The organism is Thalassoglobus sp. (genome assembly GCF_048270125.1).
Lineage (GTDB): Bacteria > Planctomycetota > Planctomycetia > Planctomycetales > Planctomycetaceae > Thalassoglobus.
In genome coordinates this window covers 15632-38633 of sequence record NZ_JBLWTN010000033.1, presented here as the reverse complement: position 1 = coordinate 38633, position 23002 = coordinate 15632, and the positions used below count along the sequence as shown (strand labels likewise).

General features: G+C 50.9%; 15 protein-coding genes. 5 read left to right on the top strand and 10 right to left on the bottom strand.

Annotation, left to right across the window (positions count from 1 at the left end):
* Positions 1-341: 341 nt before the first annotated feature.
* A complete protein-coding gene (locus tag ACN0YR_RS22520; RefSeq protein ID WP_417851463.1) occupies positions 342-1607 on the bottom strand; it encodes a CvpA family protein in 1266 nt (421 codons plus the stop codon).
* A 344-nt stretch (positions 1608-1951) separates the two neighbouring features.
* Entirely contained in the window at positions 1952-3004 is a 1053-nt protein-coding gene (locus ACN0YR_RS22515) for a thioredoxin-disulfide reductase (RefSeq protein WP_417851462.1), read from the bottom strand.
* Between the two features lie 181 nt (positions 3005-3185).
* Between ACN0YR_RS22515 and ACN0YR_RS22510 the strand changes: the two genes are divergently transcribed.
* The gene (locus ACN0YR_RS22510; RefSeq protein ID WP_417851461.1) at positions 3186-3353 is read left to right on the top strand and encodes a hypothetical protein; all 168 of its coding nucleotides are present in this window, start codon (positions 3186-3188) and stop codon (positions 3351-3353) included.
* Here the strand turns inward: ACN0YR_RS22510 and ACN0YR_RS22505 are convergent.
* A complete protein-coding gene (locus ACN0YR_RS22505) occupies positions 3345-4103 on the bottom strand; it encodes a hypothetical protein (RefSeq protein ID WP_417851460.1) in 759 nt (252 codons plus the stop codon). The genes ACN0YR_RS22510 and ACN0YR_RS22505 overlap by 9 nt on opposite strands.
* A 333-nt stretch (positions 4104-4436) precedes the next feature.
* Positions 4437-6077 carry a hypothetical protein gene (locus tag ACN0YR_RS22500; RefSeq protein ID WP_417851459.1) on the bottom strand — a complete coding sequence of 547 codons (1641 nt, stop codon included), beginning with the start codon at positions 6075-6077 and terminating at the stop codon, positions 4437-4439.
* A gap of 779 nt (positions 6078-6856) precedes the next feature.
* Here ACN0YR_RS22500 and ACN0YR_RS22495 point away from each other — a divergent pair.
* Complete coding sequence (locus ACN0YR_RS22495) at positions 6857-8209, top strand: (Fe-S)-binding protein (protein ID WP_417851458.1); 1353 nt, start codon at positions 6857-6859, stop codon at positions 8207-8209.
* 173 nt (positions 8210-8382) lie between these two features.
* A complete protein-coding gene (locus ACN0YR_RS22490; protein ID WP_417851457.1) occupies positions 8383-10053 on the top strand; it encodes an ABC1 kinase family protein in 1671 nt (556 codons plus the stop codon).
* A 199-nt stretch (positions 10054-10252) separates the two neighbouring features.
* Here the strand turns inward: ACN0YR_RS22490 and ACN0YR_RS22485 are convergent, their stop codons facing one another.
* The 4 genes from ACN0YR_RS22485 to ACN0YR_RS22470 all read right to left on the bottom strand — a co-directional run bounded on the left by ACN0YR_RS22485 (position 10253) and on the right by ACN0YR_RS22470 (position 14555).
* On the bottom strand, positions 10253-11194 hold the full coding sequence (locus ACN0YR_RS22485; protein ID WP_417851456.1) for a tetratricopeptide repeat protein: 942 nt from the start codon (positions 11192-11194) through the stop codon (positions 10253-10255).
* 505 nt (positions 11195-11699) lie between these two features.
* Positions 11700-12446 carry a ribonuclease III gene (rnc, locus tag ACN0YR_RS22480; protein WP_417851455.1) on the bottom strand — a complete coding sequence of 249 codons (747 nt, stop codon included), beginning with the start codon at positions 12444-12446 and terminating at the stop codon, positions 11700-11702.
* A 114-nt stretch (positions 12447-12560) separates the two neighbouring features.
* Positions 12561-13010: a response regulator gene (locus ACN0YR_RS22475; RefSeq protein WP_417851454.1), complete on the bottom strand. Its 450-nt coding sequence runs from the start codon at positions 13008-13010 to the stop codon at positions 12561-12563.
* Between the two features lie 216 nt (positions 13011-13226).
* Positions 13227-14555, bottom strand: a complete 1329-nt coding sequence (locus tag ACN0YR_RS22470; RefSeq protein WP_417851453.1) for a DEAD/DEAH box helicase — start codon at positions 14553-14555, stop codon at positions 13227-13229.
* 137 nt (positions 14556-14692) lie between these two features.
* Between ACN0YR_RS22470 and ACN0YR_RS22465 the strand changes: the two genes are divergently transcribed.
* Together ACN0YR_RS22465 and ACN0YR_RS22460 are read left to right on the top strand one after the other, a co-directional pair.
* On the top strand, positions 14693-16102 hold the full coding sequence (locus tag ACN0YR_RS22465; RefSeq protein ID WP_417851452.1) for a hypothetical protein: 1410 nt from the start codon (positions 14693-14695) through the stop codon (positions 16100-16102).
* Between the two features lie 693 nt (positions 16103-16795).
* Positions 16796-18121: a DUF1501 domain-containing protein gene (locus tag ACN0YR_RS22460; RefSeq protein ID WP_417851451.1), complete on the top strand. Its 1326-nt coding sequence runs from the start codon at positions 16796-16798 to the stop codon at positions 18119-18121.
* Positions 18122-18430: 309 nt separating this feature from the next.
* Here ACN0YR_RS22460 and ACN0YR_RS22455 read toward each other — a convergent pair whose 3' ends face one another.
* Positions 18431-20962, bottom strand: coding sequence for an arylsulfatase (locus ACN0YR_RS22455; RefSeq protein WP_417851450.1), 2532 nt, complete (start codon positions 20960-20962; stop codon positions 18431-18433).
* Positions 20963-21177: 215 nt separating this feature from the next.
* The gene (locus tag ACN0YR_RS22450; protein ID WP_417851449.1) at positions 21178-22965 is read right to left on the bottom strand and encodes a protocadherin; all 1788 of its coding nucleotides are present in this window, start codon (positions 22963-22965) and stop codon (positions 21178-21180) included.
* Positions 22966-23002 lie beyond the last annotated feature (37 nt).

Sequence of the window (23002 nt, the reverse complement as noted above, 5' to 3'; positions counted from 1 at the left end):
CTATTTGCCGTACCCGAATCGAACATAACGGACATTATCGGACGTTGGGGTCTGGTCCTTTTACGAGGGAATGTGAATTCCCTGGGGATGTCGCAGATCACAAATACGGTTTCAGGGTCGTATTTCGAACCTGCGTCATCGCCTCTTTCTGTCTCTTCAAGCCTGCCTCAACTGACGGTCTTCTTTCGAGTCTGGTCTGTATTGAGGATGGCTTCGAAACGTTCGTGCTTCCCCTTCCTGTATCCTCTATCCGTAAGCGGCGTTCAGGCCTGCATCGTAGGGTTCAGAGCTGCCTCTGTTCGGACTGATTGACCACGGGAACGACAAGCGTTGATGATGATCTATCGAATCGATCCGCTGCGCGGATTGCTCACCGCCTTGAGTCGATCTTGAATCTCTGGTGCGAGCTTCCAGATCGGGATGTTTGCCAGTTCTGCCTGGCGGTAAATTCTTTGTTCGAGTGTGCTTTGTCCCGTTGTCTGCCGATCCGGATCTGGCAGCGAGCGGATGTCTGCGTTCCAGTCTTTCAGGACTCCCAGATAAATCTCATCTGGGAGTGCTCCTAAAAATTGACTGATCTGAGTTTCGAAGTTTTGTTGTTGCACAGGATCTCTGCTGTAAACAGCTGCCACTTGCTTGGTGTATGAAGCGATCTCTGCTTTGAGATTCGGCTGTGGTGGCGTTGTGGGGGGCTGAACGGGAAGTCCCGGATCAACAGGTTTTGGAGTTGTTGGAACATTCAGGAAACTGGAGAGACGGCTCAACAGGATTTGCGAGCCTTGATTGCGAAACGGCTGCAAGAGCGTTTCAAATTCTGAGCGTTCCTGAGGGCTTGCGCTTTTTAAATTTTCGACCAGACGACTGGCGAGTTCGTTTTGCGTTTGCGGATTGGATTCGCTTTGAATCGCAGAAATGAGAAGCTGCTGGGTTTGCTGGCTGACGAGATTTTTAAGTTCAGCGACTGGGTCAAAACCAGGCTGACTGGGATTAGGAGTGGCCCCATGGTCGATCGTTCCGGAATCACCCAGAGAGATATTTGTTCCGGGGAGATGATCATGCCCGTGATGAGCGTGCTCGCCAGCGTAGTGATTGGCCAGATCGTCGTCATCCAAAAGATGGATATACTTTTCAAGCGCTTCAACGAGATTTGGAGGGAGGACTTCTAAGTAGGAATGACCAGTTTTCACAATTCGGGCAGCTGCAATTCCGCTGCGAGATTTTCTCAACGCTTCACGGGCATCCTCGGAAACGGTCACGATTGCGAACGTCATGATCAGGCACAAAATGACCCCTTTGACGAATCCCAAAACCGCTCCGAGGTGGCTGTCAAACTCTTTGAGTTTCACGCGCACCAGATACTCAGAAATCCGTCCTGCGATCACGTATGCGATCAGTGTGAAGAAAATATAGGCGCCAAACAGAATGACCCAGGTATTGAGTGGCTCTTCGAGAGTGACATATGGGCCAGCGAATTGAGAAATTCCATCCGCAAATGCAAAGCAGAGTACAATCCCGGCGATGCCGGCAAGTTGTAAAACCATCCCGCGTGCGGCACCGCGCACGGCAAAATAAATGAGGATGGCCAATACCAATATGTCATACCACATGATCTCTTCACTCCGTTACCAGAAGATCTGTAAACGGGAGTCTATGTAGGGCAGGCAGTTCAGGTAAAGCCCGGATCTCAGAGAGTTGATCCAGTGTCAAAAGAGGGGGTTCGCGAAAGACAAGAAGAAAAGCGGCTTCAGGTTGTTCGCAAGATTCGAGACAATATTCAAGCCAGTGAGAGAGTCATCGAGGAAAGCAAAAATAGCCGGGCACTTCTCATGTGCCCGGCTAAAATTTTCTCGACTGAGTGAGGCTTTCTTGAGCAAGTTACACTTGGGTCTTCAGTCTCCCATTTAGCCTCCGGTGAGTCACTGGAGGCCACAAGCATTGAAAACGCTCTCAATTAAGTGAGACCATCTAAACCGAGGAATCGCTCGGCATCGAGAGCGGACATACATCCGGTCCCGGCAGCTGTCACGGCTTGACGATAATGGTCGTCAGCGACATCCCCAGCGGCGAAGACACCTTCCACACTGGTGTTCGTCCGGAACGGGACAGTCCATTTGACATAACCCTTTTCGTTCATGTCGAGATGGCCTTTGAGGAATTCTGTATTCGGAGTATGTCCGATGGCAGCGAAATAGCCCGCAGCTTCGAGCTCTTCAGTTTTGCTCTCGTCTTCTGTGCTGCGAATTCTGACAGCGGTGACCCCTGCCTCGTCGGTCCCTAGAATTTCATCAATGGTGGAATTCCACTTGATATCGATTTTTGGGTTGTCGATGGCACGTTGCGCCATCACTTTACTCGCACGAAATTCATCGCGTCGGTGGACGATATAGACCTTCGAGCCGAACTTGGCCAGGTAATCCGCTTCTTCCATGGCGCTGTCTCCTCCGCCCACAACAACCAATGGTTGATCGCGAAATCTTGGGAGTGCCCCATCGCAGACCGCACAGGCTGAGACCCCTGCGTTTTTATATTGCTTTTCCGAATCGAGCCCGAGGTAATTGGCACGTGCCCCAGTGGCAACGATGACTGAGAGTGTTTCGAATTCCAGACCGCTTGTTGTTTTCAGCTTGAATGGTCGCTGAGAGAAATCGACTTCGATAACGTCTTCGGTAATTGTCCGCGTTCCAAAGTTGATCGCCTGTTGACGCATCAACTCCATCAATTCAGGTCCACTCACCCCTGCCTTTTGATGTTCGCTGAGCATGTATTGACGTTCAGCAGAAATCGAAGAGGAGAGATAACCACCTAAGTCTCCATGTGGGAAACCTGGAAAGTTTTCGACTTCGGTGGTGATGGCAAGTTGCCCTTGTGGAGGACGTCCAAGATCCCAGTTCTCCTGGGTGTTTTCACCCTCAATACAAAGGGGTTCCAGGCTTGCACGAGCAGCATAAATTCCGGCGGTCCATCCAGCGGGGCCTGAGCCAATAATGACAACCTGTTCTGGCATTCTGTTTTTCTCCGTTTCAGAAACTCGTCAACGTTGAATTGACGCTTGAATTGATGCTTAAATCACAAAAGTCTTTGGCTGATCCTGAATCATTCGCGATGTCGGGGTCGGTCTCTGTAAAATACCGCACACGGCAAAGATTTGCGCCCATACTAGTCGTTGACAGGAAACTGACAACGCAATGCCTGTCGCAAATCCAATTTTGGCTTCGCGTTCTGCCCCGTGGCCAGCAGCCTCAGAGGTCGGGAAAACCCGGGCGATCAGAGAAGGATCGGCGGTCGTAAGCGAGTTGCTCGATGCGTCGCTGGCGTTGGCATACTCTGGCGGCTTACTCTGCCGCTTACTCTGAGGAGTGACCAACGTGAATCACCGACGGCGAGCTTTCATGACGTTGCTCGAAGCGATTCTGGAGACTCGCTTGCGGAAGGTAACGCTGGAGGACATCAGAGTTTGCTTGAACGACTGCCAGACTTTCTTCAGGAACCTCTTTGATGAATGCCAGAAATTCGCTGAGAGCGATTGTTTCTCGAATCACAGAAAGTCGTTGTTCACGTTGATGGACAGACTCTTCGGGCGATGGGTGCTCGACATCAAAAACAAGGGCTTCGAGTTGCTCTTTGAGTCGTCGTTGAGTTGCCAGAATGGGGACTTCCCCTTTGACAGTTGAGGCGGACCACGCAAGACTGATTTTGGTTGCAAGAGCCGCGAAGTTGTGTGGGTCGACATTCACTCTTTGAAATGACTTTGCAACTTCTGAATCTTCCAGCCAGGCATCCCCTTGTCTTTGCGGATCAATGGCGGAGCGGTAACGTCCACGCAGGTGCGCGATGTACTGCTTTACATTCATTGTCGAGCCGTTTTGGTCACCAAGATCGGCACGAGCAAATTCAGGAACTTGTTGAAGTGGAAGTTGGTCAACAATGGCTTTGAAATCTTTCAGGTCCTGCTGAGTCACAGGTGATTTCCAGTCAATGCTGGAGATTTCGACCTTTGTCACTGGCTGCTGTACTGGATTCGTTGCTCCCCCCTGCTCTGCGGAACCACAGCCAACGAGCAGAATGAGTGCAAGTCCAAGTTGAGTTTTCTGCAACAAAGCCATCGTCTTCTCCTGGGAGCCAACCTGCAAAAAAAGCGGGAAGACAGGCTCCCCGCTTTTTTCCAGTCCGGCAGTAGTTTGCGTGAACAAGTCTCAATTCAAAATGAGCGGAATCGGACTTGTCAGAATTCAGAGTCTCGTAAAATTAAATTTCGAAAATCGTCTGATCGCGAATCGTGTTCAGATTGCGAGTCAAAAATACACTCAGAACATGTACATCATTTTCAAAAGGTTTCTAAAGCAGTTTGCTCTACCGTGTGCCCGTGAAGAACGCATTTCTTAATAAAAATGCTGTTCGCCACGAGGCAGAACCTGCAAACCAATTCGAAAGATACTCTAGAAGGTCCAGTCAACTGCAAAGTTCAACTGATGCATCCACCAGGATGTTCGGTTGGATTGGACTTCAGGAAACAGTGGGAAGCCTTGCCATTTGATCGATTCCGCAGGACGGGCCACTTCTCCCAGCCAGAAGAATGTGTAACCGAATCGGAATGAAGTGTCTTCGAAGATCGAGGCATTTCGGATCAAAGGCAAGTTACGGAAGGCTGCGACTTCAGCAAAGATCGATTGTTGGAATGAAGGAGAGACATGTGTGCTGCTCTTCTTGTCTAAAAATTCGGACTGAACAGTTGGGTCCAGCATTCGTGGATTCCCGATGTTCTCGAATCGTGCTTCGTGCAACGGATCACCGATGTTGTCACCCCAGATTGAGATGTTCTCCTGGTTTGCATTCAATCCGAAGATCGTTTCCGCCCAGACTTTGAATGCCGCGTCACTATCACCAAGATCGAATCGGAGTCCAACTTCAGGTCCAGCGACGTGGCTGCGGACTTCGCTGTTCAGTCTTGCTTCGTAAAGTGCATGAGCCGGGCTGATGGCTCCATCTGGCCGATAGGTCTCTTCGTCGATGTCGTATGTGAGACCAGAATCGATTCCACGGAAACGGAAGTTCTCATCAAGGTAGGTGTAACGTGCTCCCCAGAGAGGACGAACTTTCACACCTTTGCTTTTGTAAATGGGTTGTGTGTAAAGGCTAATGCTCGTCCCAGCTGCCCGTGTCGTCTGTTCCATCTCAAAGAGGATGTCGTATTTTGCTGTTCGTCCCGGACCGAAGGTCGATGCGAGTTGAGCAATCGGTTCCCCTGTGTAGTAAGGGATGACTCCACGGATCAGCAGGTTCTGACCACCAGCTGCCAAGCTCATTGCCTGTGTGACAGGAACTCCGTTGATTTCGTCTGAACCCGACTTGAAGCGAGCTGAATCATCAAAGGCCCACCATCCAGTCAGCTGGAGACCCGTTCCATCTTCGTTTTCAAATCCCCAGCGAATCTGTGTCCCGAGGGTTCTTCCCAGGTTCGACATCTGGTTGGTGTTGCGAATAGGATAAAGGTATCCCAAAACCTGATCGAACTGTGCATTCCCGCCATCTACTGAAGGAATCGGGAAGATTCGGTCATCAACAGTCATCCAGCCAGGGGTTGGAGTTCCAAAGATGTTTGGATCTGGAGCTTCCATATTGGCGAAGTCGATTGGGACTCCCAATGGGAACATTGTGTCAAAATCGGCACGTGTTGCGTATGGAGATCCGATGGTCGAGTTTCCGGGATTGCGAAACGCGATGGACATCAACTCTACCGAGCCGAAATACTTTCGCTTTCGGTAGACGATGTCTCGGAACCACACTCCGTCCTTGTTGTAGTGTTGGTCCATCGCAACGTTGGGTGCGTTGAACGGGCTAATCTGTGGCCAAGGCTGATACTCAGCAGGAGTCCCCGGTGGGTAAATTTGTTGTGGATGATTTGTGGCATACGGAGATTGGTGGGGACCAGGTCCGTATTGCCCTTGCATAGGAACCATGGGTGCACCAGGAGGCACACTTCCCGGGTAGCCGCCGGGTTGTTGGCCAGATGTTTCCGCTTGAACAGCGACAAGTACGAGTATACTTGCAACTGTTATCATCCAGGGCTGAATCCGCATCAGTATGTCCTTGACAGGTTGGCCGACATGCTGTTCAGAGATTGAACATGCCGACGAGCCAGGAATTCACCATTATTTATCGAGACTCCCCTGCCCTTGCTTTTGCATTTTGAGAATACAATCGCGCAGACCGGCAAGACCTTGATGCTCTTATCGGACCGCTGATTTGTAAAACTGTACCGATTATGATGCTCATGTGGATTTTTACGGATGAAGCAGTTATTCCGGCAATTCCAGCCGGTTTTGCTTGTTCGTATGAGTAGAAATCGGCCGTAGAATTCTGAATAAACTCAATCGAGTTGCTGCCACCCGATAATTTCAGCCAGGAAGACATAGCAGCGAGAACCCTCCCGAGTTCCACTTTTTTTGCGATCATTCTCCCCGGAATGTGTTCACGTTCAATATTTTTGCCCCATGAGTCACCGGAGCAAAATGGGATACTGAAGACCTGGAGCATCTTTCGAATCGGTTTCCACGTTCTGCTTCGTGGCGAACAGCATTTTTACTGGAGAAATGCGTTCATCACGGGCAAACGGTGGAGCAAACTGCACTAAGTGAAACATACTGCTAAAAACAAACGGTCAAAGCAGACACAGAGGGATGGAGCGGACAAGACCAGTCTGGTGGTCAGATTCGATGGCTGACTTATGCGAGTTCCTCGATGCACAAAGTTCCCCATGGGTAGTTGCGTCATCGGCAGACAGCTAAGATGCAATCCCCTTGGATTGCCCGACGTGAATGACAAGTATTTTCGCAAACGATAAAGATTGCGTTGAACGATGACTGATCAAGTGACAACTTCTACGACTTCGCCCACAAATGAGAGTCCTTCTACTGGATTGCAGTATGAGAAGTTCCTCGATTGTGTGCATTGCGGACTCTGTACTTCTGCCTGTCCGACGTATTTGGAGACAGGGAATGAGAACGATGGTCCGCGCGGGCGGATCTACTTAATGCGAGCTGTCACTGATGGACGGCTTGAACTTACGGAATCTGTGACGCGGCACCTTGATCTCTGTCTGGATTGCCGCAGCTGTGAAACGGCCTGCCCTTCTGGGGTTGAGTATGGTCGTCTCATTGAGCCGTTTCGTGTCAAAATGCACGAAGGAGCGGATGGCAAACCTGTGAAGCAGGACTGGTTTCATCGCTGGATCATGTATGGGATCTTCCCATACGCCAATCGAATTCGCTGGGCATTGCTCCCTGCTCGCATCATGCAAGCTTTGAAACTGGATCGACTGATGGACGCGACAGGCGTCGTGAAGCTGCTTCCACAGAAGCTGCAACGGATGCAGCGACTTCTCCCGGAACTACAGCCGCGCGAAGCGGATTTGCCGGCGTTCCTGCCTGCAATTGGGAAGAAACGCGCCAGCGTGGCGATGTTCACCGGGTGTGTTGCCGATGCAATGTTCCATCATGTGAACTGGGCAACAGCTCGAGTGCTGCAACAGAACGGCTGCGATGTTCACATTCCGAGATCACAATCCTGTTGTGGAGCGATCCACTATCACTCCGGCCAGGGCGACCCTGCCTTGGGCATGGCGTCCCAGAACCAGGAGGCGTTTGATATTCAAGGTGTCGACTCAGTCATTGTCAACGTGGCTGGCTGCGGATCGATGCTCAAGGATTACGGCCATATTGCTCAGGAGTTGGGTGCGGAAAGTTCAACATCGACTCAGCTGAGCCAGTTCGCTTCCAAGGTCAAAGATGTTTCGGAGTTTCTAGCGGAACTTGGTCCCCTCACGCCGCAACATCGAGTCCCAATGAAAGTGACCTATCACGATGCGTGCCATCTTTGTCATGCACAGCAAATTCGGTCTCAACCGAGACAGCTACTCAATATGATTCCCGATCTTGAAGTCGTTCCATTAGCGGAATCCGAAATCTGTTGCGGAGCCGCCGGGTCCTACAACTTAACCGAGCCCGAGATGGCGGATCGTCTCGGGAAGCGAAAGACGGACCATATTCTCGACACCGGTGCTCAGGCAGTCATTATGGGGAATGCCGGGTGTTCTCTGCAGATTCAATCAACACTCAAGAATCAGGATCGTCCCGATGTCAAAGTTTTGCATCCGATGGAGATACTCGATATGAGTTACCGTGGCGTTGGTCTGGCTCAACGTACTTCTTAAGGAAATTCTTCGCTGAATGCATTTTCAATTCTTGTCCTTTCCGTGAAGGTCACTTCCAAGACTGCATTGTCTGCTTTCTACGAGGCAGACACTCATTGAACCACGATTTGTGTTTCGTTCTCATGGTTGCCACAATAGTCCTTCCTTGATTCTTGAAGTGGAATACTGTCGCTGTGGAACCATACCCTCTGAGATTTCTGAAGAACCTGAATCGTGGCCGGGAAGTGATTACGGTCCTGATCAATTACGGATTCGGAGACCTTCTGGAACGGCTCGGGCTGCTGAAGTATTTAAAGTGGGGTCGTCGTATGATCTCACTGAAAAAACATGAAGAGTTTGAAGAGTTCACCTCGGCGCAGCGAATTCGTCTGGCGCTCCAGGAATTAGGCCCGTCGTTCGTCAAGTTCGGCCAAATTCTTAGTACTCGGCCCGATCTGATCCCTACTGAGATCATCGAGGAACTCTGCTTGCTGCAAGAGAATGTTCCCGTTTTCGCGACCGAAAAAGTCCACGAAACGATTCAGAAAGAGTTCAGGAAACCGGCACAGGACGTCTTTGTCTCTTTTGAAGACGAGCCCTTAGCAGCTGGGTCATTGGGGCAAGTGCATCTTGCCCGGAACGAGAAAGGCAAACAATTAGCTGTGAAGATTCGTCGACCTGGAGTTGTACAAGAGGTCGAGCGTGATGTTGCACTCATGCTTGAAATCGCGCAGCTTATCGAGCGACACATCCCTGAATATCGCATTTTCGATCCAGTGGGCCTGGTCAATCACTTCACACGCACAATCCGGCGGGAAATGAGTTTTCAACGAGAAGCCCGCGCGATGCAGGAGTTTTCGCGACTGTTCGAAGACGACCCTCGATTGTGTGTCCCGATTGTCGATGAAGAACGTTCGACCGATGCTGTCCTGACGATGGAGTTTATGGAAGGTCTACATGTCGATGACCTTGATGCAATTCAGGACTCAGCTCTCAATCCCAAAACGATTGCACGACAAGGAGCACAGATTTTTCTGAAGCAGGCGTTCGACTTCGGAATGTTTCATGGAGACCCGCACCCCGGGAACATTCGAGTAAAGCGAGACGGCTCTATCGTTTTGCTCGATTACGGCATGATTGGATTTCTGGAAGAAGAGAAACGTGAGTTGCTCGTGGACCTGTTTTTGTCCATTGCGCGGCATGATGTCGATAGTACCATTCGAACGATTCTGGCTCTTGGTCAGCCGACCCTGCCAGTCGACCGCCCTGCACTTCGTGCCGATGCCAGAGATTTTATCGACGCCTACTATGGCGTTGATCTCGGAAAACTGAACATCAGACAACTCCTCAACGACTTTGTTTCGATCCTTTCAAACCATGGATTACGTTGTCCCGGTGATATGATGTTGCTGATCCGGGCAATCATCACGTTAGAGGGGATAGGCCGCCAGTTGGATCCAAAATTCAACCTGGCTGAGGTGATTGCGCCTGCGATCGAAAAGCTTGTCAAACAACGCTACGATCCGAAACGAATTGCTGAGAAGGCGATATCAGATATTAAACAGCTGTTCCGAACCGCACATGATCTGCCGCTACACTTAGGGCGAACACTTCAGAAAGCGAGTCAGGACGAATTGAAAGTTCAGTTTGAACATAAAGGTCTCGACCGACTCATCCATGAATTTGACAGATCGAGCAATCGGATTGTCGTGGGGCTGGTTGTGTCGTCGCTGCTGGTTTCGACGGCGCTTATTATTCGAACGACAATGACTGAATCGCTCTTCATCGCAATTCCGCTCTTCATGATGTCCGGGTTTCTCGGACTCTGGCTCGTGTGGGGAATTCTGAGAAGCGGCCGGCTATAAAACACTTCCACTGCTTACCATGTCCGTGAAGGTCACTTTCAGGGCTTCATTGACTGATCGCGTCGAACAGCCATCCAAAGAATGCTACAAGCATCTATCGAATTGATTTGCAGGTTCTGCCTCGTGGTGAACAGTATTTTTACTAGCGAAATGCGTTCTTCACGGGCACACGGTAGAGCAAACTGCTCTAAAATCGAAATTACTCTGAGTGCCGTTGGATCTCTTTTTCGTGCTCGGTCAGTTTGTCGGTGGTCTCATTCAGATTTTCGAGATGCAGATTAAATCGCCGACTTGCTTCCTGACATTTATTCAAGCCGTCTTCCCAGACACGACCGGAGGTCTCTTCCGAAGAGAGTCGCGACAATTCAAGAATAATGGGGGAGAGCTCCTCTTTTATTTGCTTCAGCAACTCAATGGCTTGCAACTCGGACTCTTTTGCTAGCTTGTGAACTTCTTCGCGGTCTTCAAAACGTTGCTGCGGTGTTAGTTGCAAACGCTTCGCAACAGCCCGGTTCATTTTTTCCACTTGCTCCATATCAACAAGTCGACCGAAGGGACTGATCGCGGACTTTGCCTGTTCTGTTTGCTCTAAAGCGGCACTGAGTCCAATCTTTGCTCTTTCAAAATCTGGTTGAATTTCTAATGCCTTTCGAAACTGCAAAATCGCTTGGCTATGGTTTTTCATTTCCAAAAGCACATTCCCCAAGTTTGTATATGCTTCGACAAAATTTGGCTGCAATCGAATCGCTTCTTTGTAAGCTGAAACCGCCATCGAGTTTTGATGAAGCCCCCGTTGGGCAATTCCAAGGTTGTAGTAAGCTTCGGGACAGCGGCGGTCTTTCGAGAGTGCCAACCTCAGAGTCTTAACTGCTGCTGCGTATTCCTTCTTTTTATTCTGCACTGCCCCGACGTTAACGAGAGCTCCAGTATTTCTGGGATCAAGAGCTTGAACCCTCTGATAGAGTTGGATTGACCGGTCATAGTCCTTGGTCAGAAAGCAAAGCCCAGCGAGTGTCTCATGGGCGAGCACATGTTGAGAGTCCGCCTGGATTGTTTGTTCAAGACATTGAACCGCATCGGCGAATCGTTTTTCCTGAATACACTTTTTTGCTTCAGCGTACATTTCATCGGGCATTGGCATCGTCTCGTCCTCACTGGGATTGACTGTGAAGCCCGCTTGACTACGACCAACTTCCTGTCTGAATTTTACAGGTGCCGACTGTGATCAGCCCAACACAACATAACAGCGAACGCCGATGTGATGCAAAGCCAGTTCTTGAATTCAACGCGAATTATTGCAGCGCGTGTAACAGCCTTGTGAAAAACGTTCCCCAAAATAGAAGATTCGACCGTTCACGTGGCGAGAGGCTTAAGAATCCACCTGAAGAGTCGCTGGTGGCTTCTGATCAGAGCATCTCTCGAATTGGTGACAGGTTCTGCCTCGCGGCGAACAGCAATTTTATTGATGAAACGCGTTCTTCACGGGCACACGGTAGAGCAAACTGCTCTAATTTTTAATGCATGTCCTGCCCGCGAAAGCGACTTTCATGATTTCTTTAACGGTAATTTGAACAATGTAATCGCTCTCACCAAGCCCGCACACCATCTCGAAACAGCAATGATTACGGACGATTTCAGCAAAATTGTTAGCGTTTCTTAGCCAACTCTGCTGGATTCGGGGGATCTTCACCGTTCATTTTCGACAATGCATTCTGGGCTGCCCGTTGTTCAGCAATTTTTTTACTCGGTCCCCAGGCAGGAGTGAAGTTATCAGACCCGACAATCACGGCAATTTGAAACGACTTGGAATGGTCCGGTCCTTCCTCATCGAGAACTTCGTAAACAGGAGTTTCACCAGACAGCTTTTGAATTCGCTGCTGGAGGATACTCTTGTAATTGACGCCGACTTCCGAGTCCGCAGCTTGCGTGATCTCCTGGTCAATAATTCGCTGGATGAACGATTTGGCTGCATCGAATCCTCGATCGAGATAAATACCGCCGATGATCGCTTCGAAAACTGTTGCGAGAACAGAATTTGGAATGTGCGAACTCATGGTGATCCCTTTTCCGAGGATCAGATAATCATGCAACCTCCATTGCCTGACAATTCGAGCACATGTTGCACGGCTGACAACGACAGACTTGATTCGAGTCAGTTCGCCTTCCGATGCTTCTGGGAATCTCTGGAACAATGATTCACAAACGGCAGCGCCGAGGATCGCATCGCCGAGGAACTCTAAACGCTCATTGGATTCCAACCGAACACGGGACGCAGAGGCGTGTGTGAGACTGAGAATGAGGATATCCTGATCCTTGAATTCATACCCAAGGATTGCCTGACATTCCTGAATCTGTTCTGGAGTGAGCCCGTCAGGTAATGAAGTTTGAGACATCGTCGTGGGACTTATTGGAATGAAGAGAGTAGAGTTCGGGAATGTGTCACCTTAATGATAGCAACATTGGATAATCAACCGAAAAACAGGGATGCTGGGAACAGGTTCTCAGACTCAAGCTGAGTTGGGAAGAATCATTTCAGACTTCCAGTAACTCTTCAGTTGCTCGACAAGTGCGACGAAGTTTTCAAGGTCGACCGGTTTGACAAGATACCCTTGAACGTCGAGTTCATCGAATTCGTGAATCCCGTCTTGCCCAAGCTCGCCTGTCATAATCACTACGGCAGTTTTTTTCAGATGGTCGTCATTCCGAACAAGTTCCAGAATTTGTTTGCCGCTAAGACGAGGAAGATTCAGATCGAGCAAAACCAGATCAGGACGGGGTGCCAGAGAGAATCGTTGCTCTCGAAATAAGAACTGCCGGGCATCTTCGCCATCGGTCATCCAAGTCAATCGGTGTTTGACTTCACTTCGCTTGAGAGCACCAATCGCAAACTTTGCAGCGACGAGACTATCCTCGACAAGGAGGATTTCCATCGGGCGTCCAATTGCTTCTTGGAACACGGGTTGCTCCTCAGGTTGATGTCGCAGTCAGGCGAATTCGTTCAAGTCCCTATTCTTCGATTCTGCTGTCACGGGAAATTTGATCCATCAGCCGTTGCCAGATGTCTCACTGTTGTTTTCCTGAGAACACCTCACGTGACTTCAGCAACCACAATACTTCGAAATCATTGTCACTTGCCGGGAGTAAGGTCGTTCATCAGGTTTGGTTTGAGTACGTTAGCTTAACTCGTCGAAAATCGAATCCCATTCCTGCTCGCTGGCAGGTGTCGGGACAAAAGCTTCGTTCTCCGGAACCGTTTTAATTTCACGTGCTGCAAAAGCATCGTAACCTTCGAACTGATATTCCTGCAACAATTGATTGATTCTCATCTCAATTTTTGTCAGCTCCCCACCCTGCTCGGGAGTCACGAATGTGAAGGCGCGACCGTCGCTGTCGGAGGACATGCGGCCTGTTCTCCCGACGCGATGGATGTAGTCATCAGAACCTTCTGGAATGTCGTAGTTGATGATGTGTGAGATTCCCGAAATGTCGATCCCGCGTCCGACGATGTCGGTCGCGATGACAAGTCTGGCTCGTCCATCTCGCAGGCGACGAATTACTTGATCACGTTTTCGTTGTTGCAAATCACCATGAATTGCTTCGACATCCGAAAGATATTTTTGAATTTTGGTGTAGATGTCGTGCGCGCTCCGTTTTGTACGACAGAACACGATCGCTTGCGACGGGCGCTCTTGAATGAGAAGTTTGATCAGCAGTTGGAATTTGTTTTTCCGTTCGACAGTGCAATAGAACTGTTCAATTGTGTCGACGACGACATGATCATCCGACAGGTCAATCCGTCTTGGCTCTCGCATGTACCGATTGGCAAGTTGCTGAACTTGATCGGGTAACGTTGCAGAGAGCAGCAGTGTTTGACGATCCTCATTACATGAACGAAGAATCCGCTCGATGTCTTTCCTGAAACCGATGTCGAGCATCCGGTCCGCTTCGTCGAGGACCATTGTGCTGATCTGGTCGAGTTTAAGAACTTTGCGTTGGATCAGATCGATCACTCGGCCGGGAGTTCCAATCACAACTTGTGGGTATCGTTCCAGCGATTTGATTTGCGGCCCTAATGGACGTCCCCCGACAGTCAGAACAACTTCACAGGGCGACCCGCCAGCCAGGTAGCGAAATTCTTGCGCGACCTGTTCACTCAACTCTCGAGTTGGAGCCAGAACAAGTGCCTGAATGTGCTGACTCTTCGGGTTCAGATTCTGCAAAATCGGGAGCGCGAAAGCTGCGGTCTTTCCCGTTCCGGTCCGTGCCTGACCGATGCAGTCGACACCGGTTAAAGCGACTGGAATCAATTCCTGTTGGATCGGCGTAGGGGCCGTAAATCCAAGAGACTTAACTGTGTTCAAAAGTTCACTGTTTAAGTTCAGAGACTCAAACGTGGGGAGGGTTTCCGTTGCGGGCATCAGGTGTGTTACGGAGGTTGAATCGATTTTCAGAGATGCACCAGTCATGTCTTTAGCGATTGGTGTCTGAAATGCTGATTTCATTTGGTTTTACAAAAGATTGTAGCGTCCTTGGTGTTTTTTCGCTACGCCCAGTCAATCTGAACCCTATGTTTAAGAGGCAGGAGACTGTTCTTACAGACTAATAATTGGGCTTCCCCTTAAAGCACGATCTACGAAAAATGTCGGAGACAACGACAGAAGATGACGACCTGCAACAAGTGCAGGAACGTCTCATGAAAATGCTGGAATCGGTCCGTTTGGACCCTGATGCGCCAGAGGAACGCCCTCAAACTAATCTTCAACAGCGAGTGCGTCAAAGTTATTCAGCTTCCAGAACTTGCCCCGGTTGTGATTCAACAGAACCATGGGGAGGCAGCTCGTGGTGCCCGAAATGTGGCTATTACCCCAAGTTCGGGAAAAAAGTCGTCGATCTCGGTGACGAAGAGGAAAGTGCAGAGGAAGTTAAACTCGACACAAAAACAATGTTGCAGATGGTCCCTCGCTGGGCCTACGTCCTCATAGGAGGACTCATCGCCCTGCTGGTGGAAAGTGTGGCAGTCCGCGTCGCTTTTCCTTCCGTGCAAGACCGCTCCCCTATTGCCATCTTCCAGATCTTCATCGGTGTGAATGTGTTGGGACTCGCGCACATGCGAGCCTACATGATTGCTTCAGAGCTTAACGAAGACATTAACTTCATCTCGATATTCTGGTCGCCAACGGTAATCTGGAAAACGATTTTTGAACGGATGCCTGAAGTCCGCAAAACCGTGATGGCTGGGAGTTGGGGTCTGGCAGCTGTGCTCTACGCCGTCCTGTTTGTGGGGCTCGACTATGGGAATTTGTTCCACCCGGACTACTTCAAACGGAATTCCTCTTTCAATCCATTGAAGTGGGTCGTCTTTGTCGCTGGCAACATGGCCTCTGCTCAGTCAGAGAACGCAGGTGCAGACGGGAATCCGGACACATCGAGTGCAATGGCCGATCTGATTAGTACAGCCGCGGAAAGTGCACCATCAGGTTCAGCTGGGCCGGTCTCAGACGATATTGAAGATGTTCTGGTCAACTTCGCTGGCGAATCTGGACTCAATAATGATGGAGATTCTGCAGGTCAGGGAGTAACAGCTGATCCTCAATCAGACACACAGACGGATTCTGAAAATCCATCAGCAGGTGACAAGCTGCCGTCGACGGGGCCTGTCGTAGTCCACACAACTGTACCAGTCGACAAATCCAAACGGTTCCAAAAAGACTACATCATCATCGGTTTTTTCACGAACTCCGCCGGCGATCTTCGCTCGCTTCTGCTCGCAGAAGAAACTGAGAAGGACAACCGCATCCGGCTCGTCGGAAAGTACCAGATCAATACCCAGGATCGAAGTTTCGTCAAGGAATTGCGGAAGCAACTCGAAAGCTTCCGCATACGTCGACCTGTGATGCAGTCACAATACATCGCCAAGTGGACCGCTCCGATGATCGTTTGCAAGATCGCGCATGACGGGACCACTCCAGACGGACGAATCATCAACGGTCAACTCGTCAGCTTCTTCGACGAATCCAAGGTGTTGGAACTCAACAGTAAAAAAGAGTGACGTAAGTTGAGATTCCTGCCAGTGACTTCAAGCCGATTCTCGCCTCCCACGGCTCGCCCCGGTCTCCAAATGTTCTACTGTGAGCTGCATGGAAGAACGTCGCGACGGGGACGTATTTGATTGATATGCCGAGTGGGCTGACCGGGAGAATTGGGTAGGCAGGTCCGGGAGAACTATTCCTGACTCTTCGAGTAAACCGATACTATTCTTGAACACTACAAGCAGTCTCAAAACCTATTGAATTGCGACCTTTCTCTGTACCGGAGAAGCGAACCGCAAGTTTTTGAGTCCAGTTCTAGAGCATCTTTCGAGTTGGTGTACAGGTTCTGCCTCGTGCGAGCAGTAATTTTATGGATCAAACGCGTTCTTCCCGGCACATGGTAGAGCAAACTGCTCTGGATGCTGGTGGTAAAACCTGTTGTCGTTCGGCAACACAGCCGGGAAAAACGGCCGAACCACCCTGCCCTGCGGTAATCCCATTCAGTTCTTTCCGGGGCTGGATGCTCCTCCACCGAGTGAGCTGCCTGGGGTTCCTTTTGGTACTGCATTGAATTAATCTGTAATGTCGATCAGCTGCTCGCGATTTCTTCTTTCCTTTGGGAACATTACTGCAGAGTCATACGGAGTATGAGCATGACAGTTCGGTCAACTAAATCGAGAAACAAGCACCAACGCTCCCTCAAATCGGAACAAATGTCCCGTCGTGAGTTCGGAGCTCTGACCGCTGCATTGGGAGCCTTCTCCTCACCCTTGGCGATGGCACAGCAAGCCTCTCCGTCCGCTTCTGGAAAAGCGAAGCGGGTCATCATGATTTTTAATTGTGGTGCTCCCAGTCATATCGACCTTTGGGACCCGAAACCGGACGCAGACCCTGCCATCCGTGGAGAGTTTCAAACGATCGGGACCTCTGTCCCCGGGATACAGGTGACAGAGATGTTGCCTCGAATGGCGCAGCGAATGGATAAGCTGGCGATTGTGCGAAGCGTCCATCACAAACATTCTGCCCACAATTCAGGGATGTATTGGTCGATTGCAGGACGTCCCTATCGGCTGGACTCGACTCTCATCACCCCCAGCCCGGCGGACCTGCCTGGATTTGGAACATTGATCGGATGGCTGGCTCAACAAGATGGATACAACTCAGCGGTCCCGCCGTATGTCATTACTCCGAAGCCGCATTGCGACAGCTTTGTTTATTTGACGCCCGGACAGTTCGGTGGTTGCCTTGGGGTCAAATATGATCCGTTCGTCCTCAACGACGATCCAAACGCCAAAAATTTCCAGGTCCGTGACTTGAATCTGAACAGCGCGATCACACAAGCACGCTTCAAGGATCGGCTCGATATCCTGCGTCAGTTTGGTGATCACCAGCAGTCAGTGGTTTCCTCAACTGCAGAAACCCGAGACACCTTTCATGAAACAGCTGTGAATGTGATTTCACGCGGGGATGCAGGTCGAGCTTTCGATTTGACTCAGGAATCGGACGAAGTCCGAGATCGATACGGCCGACACAGTTGGGGGCAATCACATCTTCTCGCTCGGCGCCTGATCGAATCCGGGACCCGATTCGTTTCAACAGTCAACGGTCCCAGCATCACCTGGGATACACACAAAGACAACTTCAACAGCATGAAGACTCGGCTCGTCCCTCCAATGGAACAGGCTTACGCCGCCTTGCTGGACGACCTGGAAGAACGTGGACTGCTGGATGAAACCCTCGTCATCTGGATGGGAGACTTTGGACGAACTCCCAAAATCAATACCGATGCCGGTCGAGACCATTGGCCCAGTTGCTATTCGGTTGTGCTGGCTGGTGGAGGAATCCGCGGTGGCCAGGTGATTGGTTCGTCTGACAAAATCGGAGCCCATCCAGAAACACGCCCTGTCTCCCCCGCAGACATCCACGCTACTGTTTACCGTGCACTTGGGTATGACTCTCAGTCAATCACCTTCCAGTCTCACGACGGTCGCCCCATTCCACTCTGTGAAGGTGAGTCGATCAGCGAGCTGCTCATCTGAACAACCGGTTTCGTCAGACAAACAGTGCTGGTCGAACAGTACTTATCTGGAGCATCTTTCGAATTGGTTTGCAGGTTCTGCCTCGTGGCGAACAGTAGAACCAGTCCGAAAACCTCTGGAATAGCCGCTTTCCTCAACGTTTGAGAGAGCAATTTCAAGTTTCAGGATCAGTTCTAATTCATTTCATTGATGAAAAAGCGTGCTGCGAAAACTTTTCGTCAGTACAGACGTAGAAAGAGCCTGATTCTTCGTCGTTCGAAAGACAAAGAGTCAGGCTCGAGTTGTGCAGGAACAGCTTCTCTTCAGTCCTTATTCACTGGACTGGTTATTTCGCATGGCTGCTTCAAGCTTTTTGATGTCGGCAGGCGACATTTGCGGGCGGTTGATATTGAGCGTCAGCTTATTGAGCTTGGCGGTCAACGGGAATGGCGGCAGGTAGTCGGCATCGTTGACCCCAGTCAGGGTGTCGGAGCCGATGTCGAAGCTTTCATCCCATTGAAGAATCATGGGAATCGTCTTTTCCATTTTTTGAGTCGCAACGACTTTGCCATCGACCTTGAGAGTACCTGTTCCGGGACGTGCCAGTCCACTCATGCTGTTGAACATGAGAGTCCCTGCTCCGAGGCCTTCATACTTGAAATCGAACTCAAGAGTATGTTGTCCCGGGCTGAGTGCTTCTTTCCCTTCCCACTTAATTCGTTGTAAGTCGAGTAAGTTCCAAAGGAAGACTGGCTTGCCTTTGAGAAGGTAGAAACCGTAGCCACAGAAACGACCTCCCGAAGTGAGGATCATTCCTTCGGCTCCCTCTTCAGGCACAGTGATGTCAGCCGTGATCGTGTAAGAACTATTCAGGATGGAAGGCGAATCACCTTGCGGCAGACCAGTCATCGGGAGTGTGTAAACAAACTCCGTGCGACCGGCAGTGATGTTTGGCCGGGGAGCCACAAGTCGGGCTGCGACTGAAGCGTCCATCGGGAAGACCTGGTATTTTTTCGCTTCGGCGATAAACAATTTCTTCATCTCCTTCAGCTTGTCGGCATTCTCATCTGCGATGTTCCGAGATTGGCTGAAGTCCTCGTTGAGGTTATAAAGTTCGAGCACCTGATTGTTGAGCGGGTCAGGATTTGCCGATCCGAACGCTTCCCACGGTGCGCGATTGACTTTCGTGCTAAGCAACCAGCCTTCATGGTAGAGCGCCCATTGCCCCATCATCTCGAAGTACTGAGTCTTATGCTGCGAAGGTGCTTTCTCGTTCTTTTTGTCGAATGTGTAAACAAGGCTTGTTCCCTCAATCGGTTTCTGAGGAATGCCGTCTACGGTTTCAGGCGGGTCAATGCCTGCCGCTTCGAGAATGGTTGGGACGATATCGATCACGTGACAGAACTGCTCACGCAATCCCCCCTTGTCCTTGATTCGGGCTGGCCAGGAGATCGCCATATTTTGACGGATGCCACCAAGTTTCGAAGCGTTCTGTTTGAACCAGGTAAACGGCGTGTCGAATGCCCACGACCAGCCTGCTGACATATGGTTGTAGGTATGTTCGGTTCCCCATGTGTCATACCATTTCATTTGCTCTTCGACCGGCATCATGTTGACACCGTTGAAGAACGCAACTTCGTTAGGTGTTCCGAGAGGACCACCTTCGGCACTGGTGCCGTTGTCGCCATTAATGTAAATGATCAGTGTGTTCTCAAGCTTGCCCATGTCCTCAATAGACTGGATCACTCGACCGATTTCGTGGTCGTTGTAAGCAGCATATGCAGCAAAGACTTCGACCTGTTTGATGAAGAGTTTCTGTTCTTCAGCAGTCAGTTGGTCCCAGGGTTTCAGCACTTCGTCAGGCCATGGGGCCAGTTCTGTGTCAGCTGGAATCACGCCGAGCTTCTTTTGGTTTTCAAAAATTGTCTCACGAAGCTTGTTGTACCCATCATCGAAGAGGTGCATGTTGTGGATTTTTTCGACCCACTCTTTGGTCGGATGGTGAGGGGCATGAGTCGCGCCAGGAGCGTATTTAACGAAGAATGGTTTGTCGGGCATCGTCTGGTTCATGCGATTCAGATAATCAATTGCATCGTCGGCCATGCCGGTGACAAGATTCCAGCCAGGCTTCCCCTTGAATGGGAAGATCTGAGTCGTATTACGGAACAAATTCGGTTGCCACTGATTCGCATCCCCACCCACAAATCCGTAGAAATACTCGAATCCAAGACCTGTCGGCCACTGGTCGAACGGGCCAACTTGGCTGGCGGCAAACGCCGGAGTGTTGTGATCCTTTCCGAACCATGAAGTGGCGTAACCGTTATCAAGCAAAGTTCGCCCGATCGTTGCCTTGTCTTTAGGAATGATACTGTTGTAACCGGGGAATCCAGTCGACTGTTCGGAAATGACCCCGAACCCGACCGAGTGATGGTTTCGACCGGTGATGAGCGCGGCACGTGTCGGCGAACAGAGCGCGGTCGAGTGAATGTTGTTATACCGCAAACCGTTGTTCGCAACGCGATCCATTGCAGGAGTTGGAATGACTCCGCCAAAGGTGCTTGGCACTCCGAATCCGGAATCATCTGTAATGATCAACAGCACGTTTGGTGCGTCTTGAGGTGGAACGATTCGAGGTGCCCACCATGGCTTCGAATTCAGAGCATCCGGTTTGATGACACCGCCGAATTTTGGATCTGGCGCGGGAAGTTGTTTTCCATCGATTGTCGTCGTGGCAGCGGGTGATCCTGAGGGGGGTGGTGTCGCTTGCTGAGCAAGAGTATTGCTCCCGGTCGCTGCCACAAATATCAACGTGAGGAGAGAGGAACCAAAAACTCTGAGAGCGAATTTGGATGGTCGAATCATGGTGTAGTCCTTTAGTAAATCCAGAATGGCCTGTACGTGCTGCCTCGTAGCAAGCTGTTTAAGAAGCCATGAAAGTGATCTTCACGAGAAACGACATCATTGAAAATGCTCAACTCCTTCGTGTTTTTCGTGATCGCGAAGAACGTCTTCCATCAGAGGGAAAGGCTGAACGCTACGAGACAGACCGCGTCCACGATTTTCCAAAAACCTCGAAATTAATTCTCGTTCGAGGAGTTGCTCTCTGAGGAATTGTCGTCTTTGGATTGATCCCCGCTCGCTGGTTGCTTCAGTCGAGTGAGCTGCCAGGTCTCAGTCTTTTCCGGGCCGAAGTGCAGCAGGATCGGTGCTTCGTTTTTGGTCAGGTTATAGATCCCGGTGTCGAAAACGTCGGAGTAATTCGTGCCTTCGAAAAATGCGACTCGCTGCGTTTTTTTGTCAACGGAACCTTGTAAAATCTGCGTTTGGTTTGACTGATCGTTCGTGTCGTTTCCACGAATGATGCCTGCCTTATTGACCGCGATTTGCAACGTGATTTCAGATTTCTGTGAATTAGGGGGGCTCAACGCGAAGACGCCAAGTGGCATCCATTCTTCATCCTTGGAAACTTGAGCTTCGACTCCGACCATCGCCAGCTTTTTGGCCTGTTCATAGTACTCGTTGGTCGTGGCGGTCTCCTGCCCATTCACATAGACATTGTTGTTTTCGTAGACGATTGTGTTCCCATAGTCGTAATACACGGGAGTCGCATCTTCGTAAGCCATCCAGGCTCCGACGGAACCCCACGTCGCCCAGCGCCATGCTGAATTTGCTGCCCAGCCAGCTGCGTACCAGGCCCCGGGATGTGCTCCGTACCAGCCAGCTCCGTAGTAGCCCCAGTGATTGAAGTTTGTGCGAACGGCTGCACCTGCGGCGTATCGGCCAGCGGGAGTCATTGCACCGTAGACGACTCCTGCCCCGTATCGACCTGAGTAAGCTCGCCCCGCAGCGTATCCACCATTGGGACCACGAACAGTTGCGCCTGCTGCGGCGTTTCCGCGAGGACCGACAGCGGCGCTTTCCCGGGCATCAACACCGTTGGCGCCGTTGAAACCGCGTGTCGCAGCAGCTCCTCCGTTAGGGCCAACAGCCGCACCGCGATACGCCGTATTACCACCTGGTCCAGTCACACTTCCACCAGCAGCGACTCCCCCGTTGGGGCCTCTTACCGCTCCCTGCTGCACGTTTCCACCATTTGCTCCGTCTGCTCCGCGTACGGCAGCTGATCCACCGTTTGGCCCCACTGCTCCGCCGCGATAGACTGTATTGCCTTGTGGACCTGTGACGCTTGCCCCGGCAGCGACTCCGCCACGAGGACCCTGAGCCGCCCCGTGATTGAAATCAAAGTCGTTGGGACGAGAGTAATTATTCGAGTGAGTCGTATTATTGAGATGGTTCGCGCCGCCATCCGAGGGGAGGCCAAGAAAACTGTTCAGCTGTGAACGGTTAACAGAACCAAACGATCCAGAGCCAAGTCCATTATGGCCTGAGGCCCCTGCCCCACCACCAAATCCTGGAAGACCTCCACCGCCGGGGCGATCACTTCCGAAGCCTCCGCCACTTCCAAAGCCTCCGCTATTCATTCGGCCACCGCTGCCTAATCCTGCACCACGGTCACCACCGCCAAAGCCTCCAGCACCACCACCAAAATGATCACCGCCGAAGTTGCCACCACCTCCACCGAAGTGAGATCCACCACCGAAGTTGCCCCCGCCGAAACCACTTCCGCCGAGATGAGATCCACCACCGAAGCTGCCTCCGCCGAGATGAGCCCCACCACCAAAACCGCCGCCTCCGCCGAAACCACCTCCACCCAGATGAGCACCGCCGCCAAAGCCACCCCCACCACCTAGGTGAGCACCACCTCCAAAACCGCCTCCGCCGAAACCTCGTCCCCAACAGGTCTCTGCGGGAAGAGAAACTGAGAGAACCACCATGAGCACGATGCGCGAAGTTTGTCGAACCATCGGTTGGACTTTCTTTAAGATTAAAGAACGATTTTGA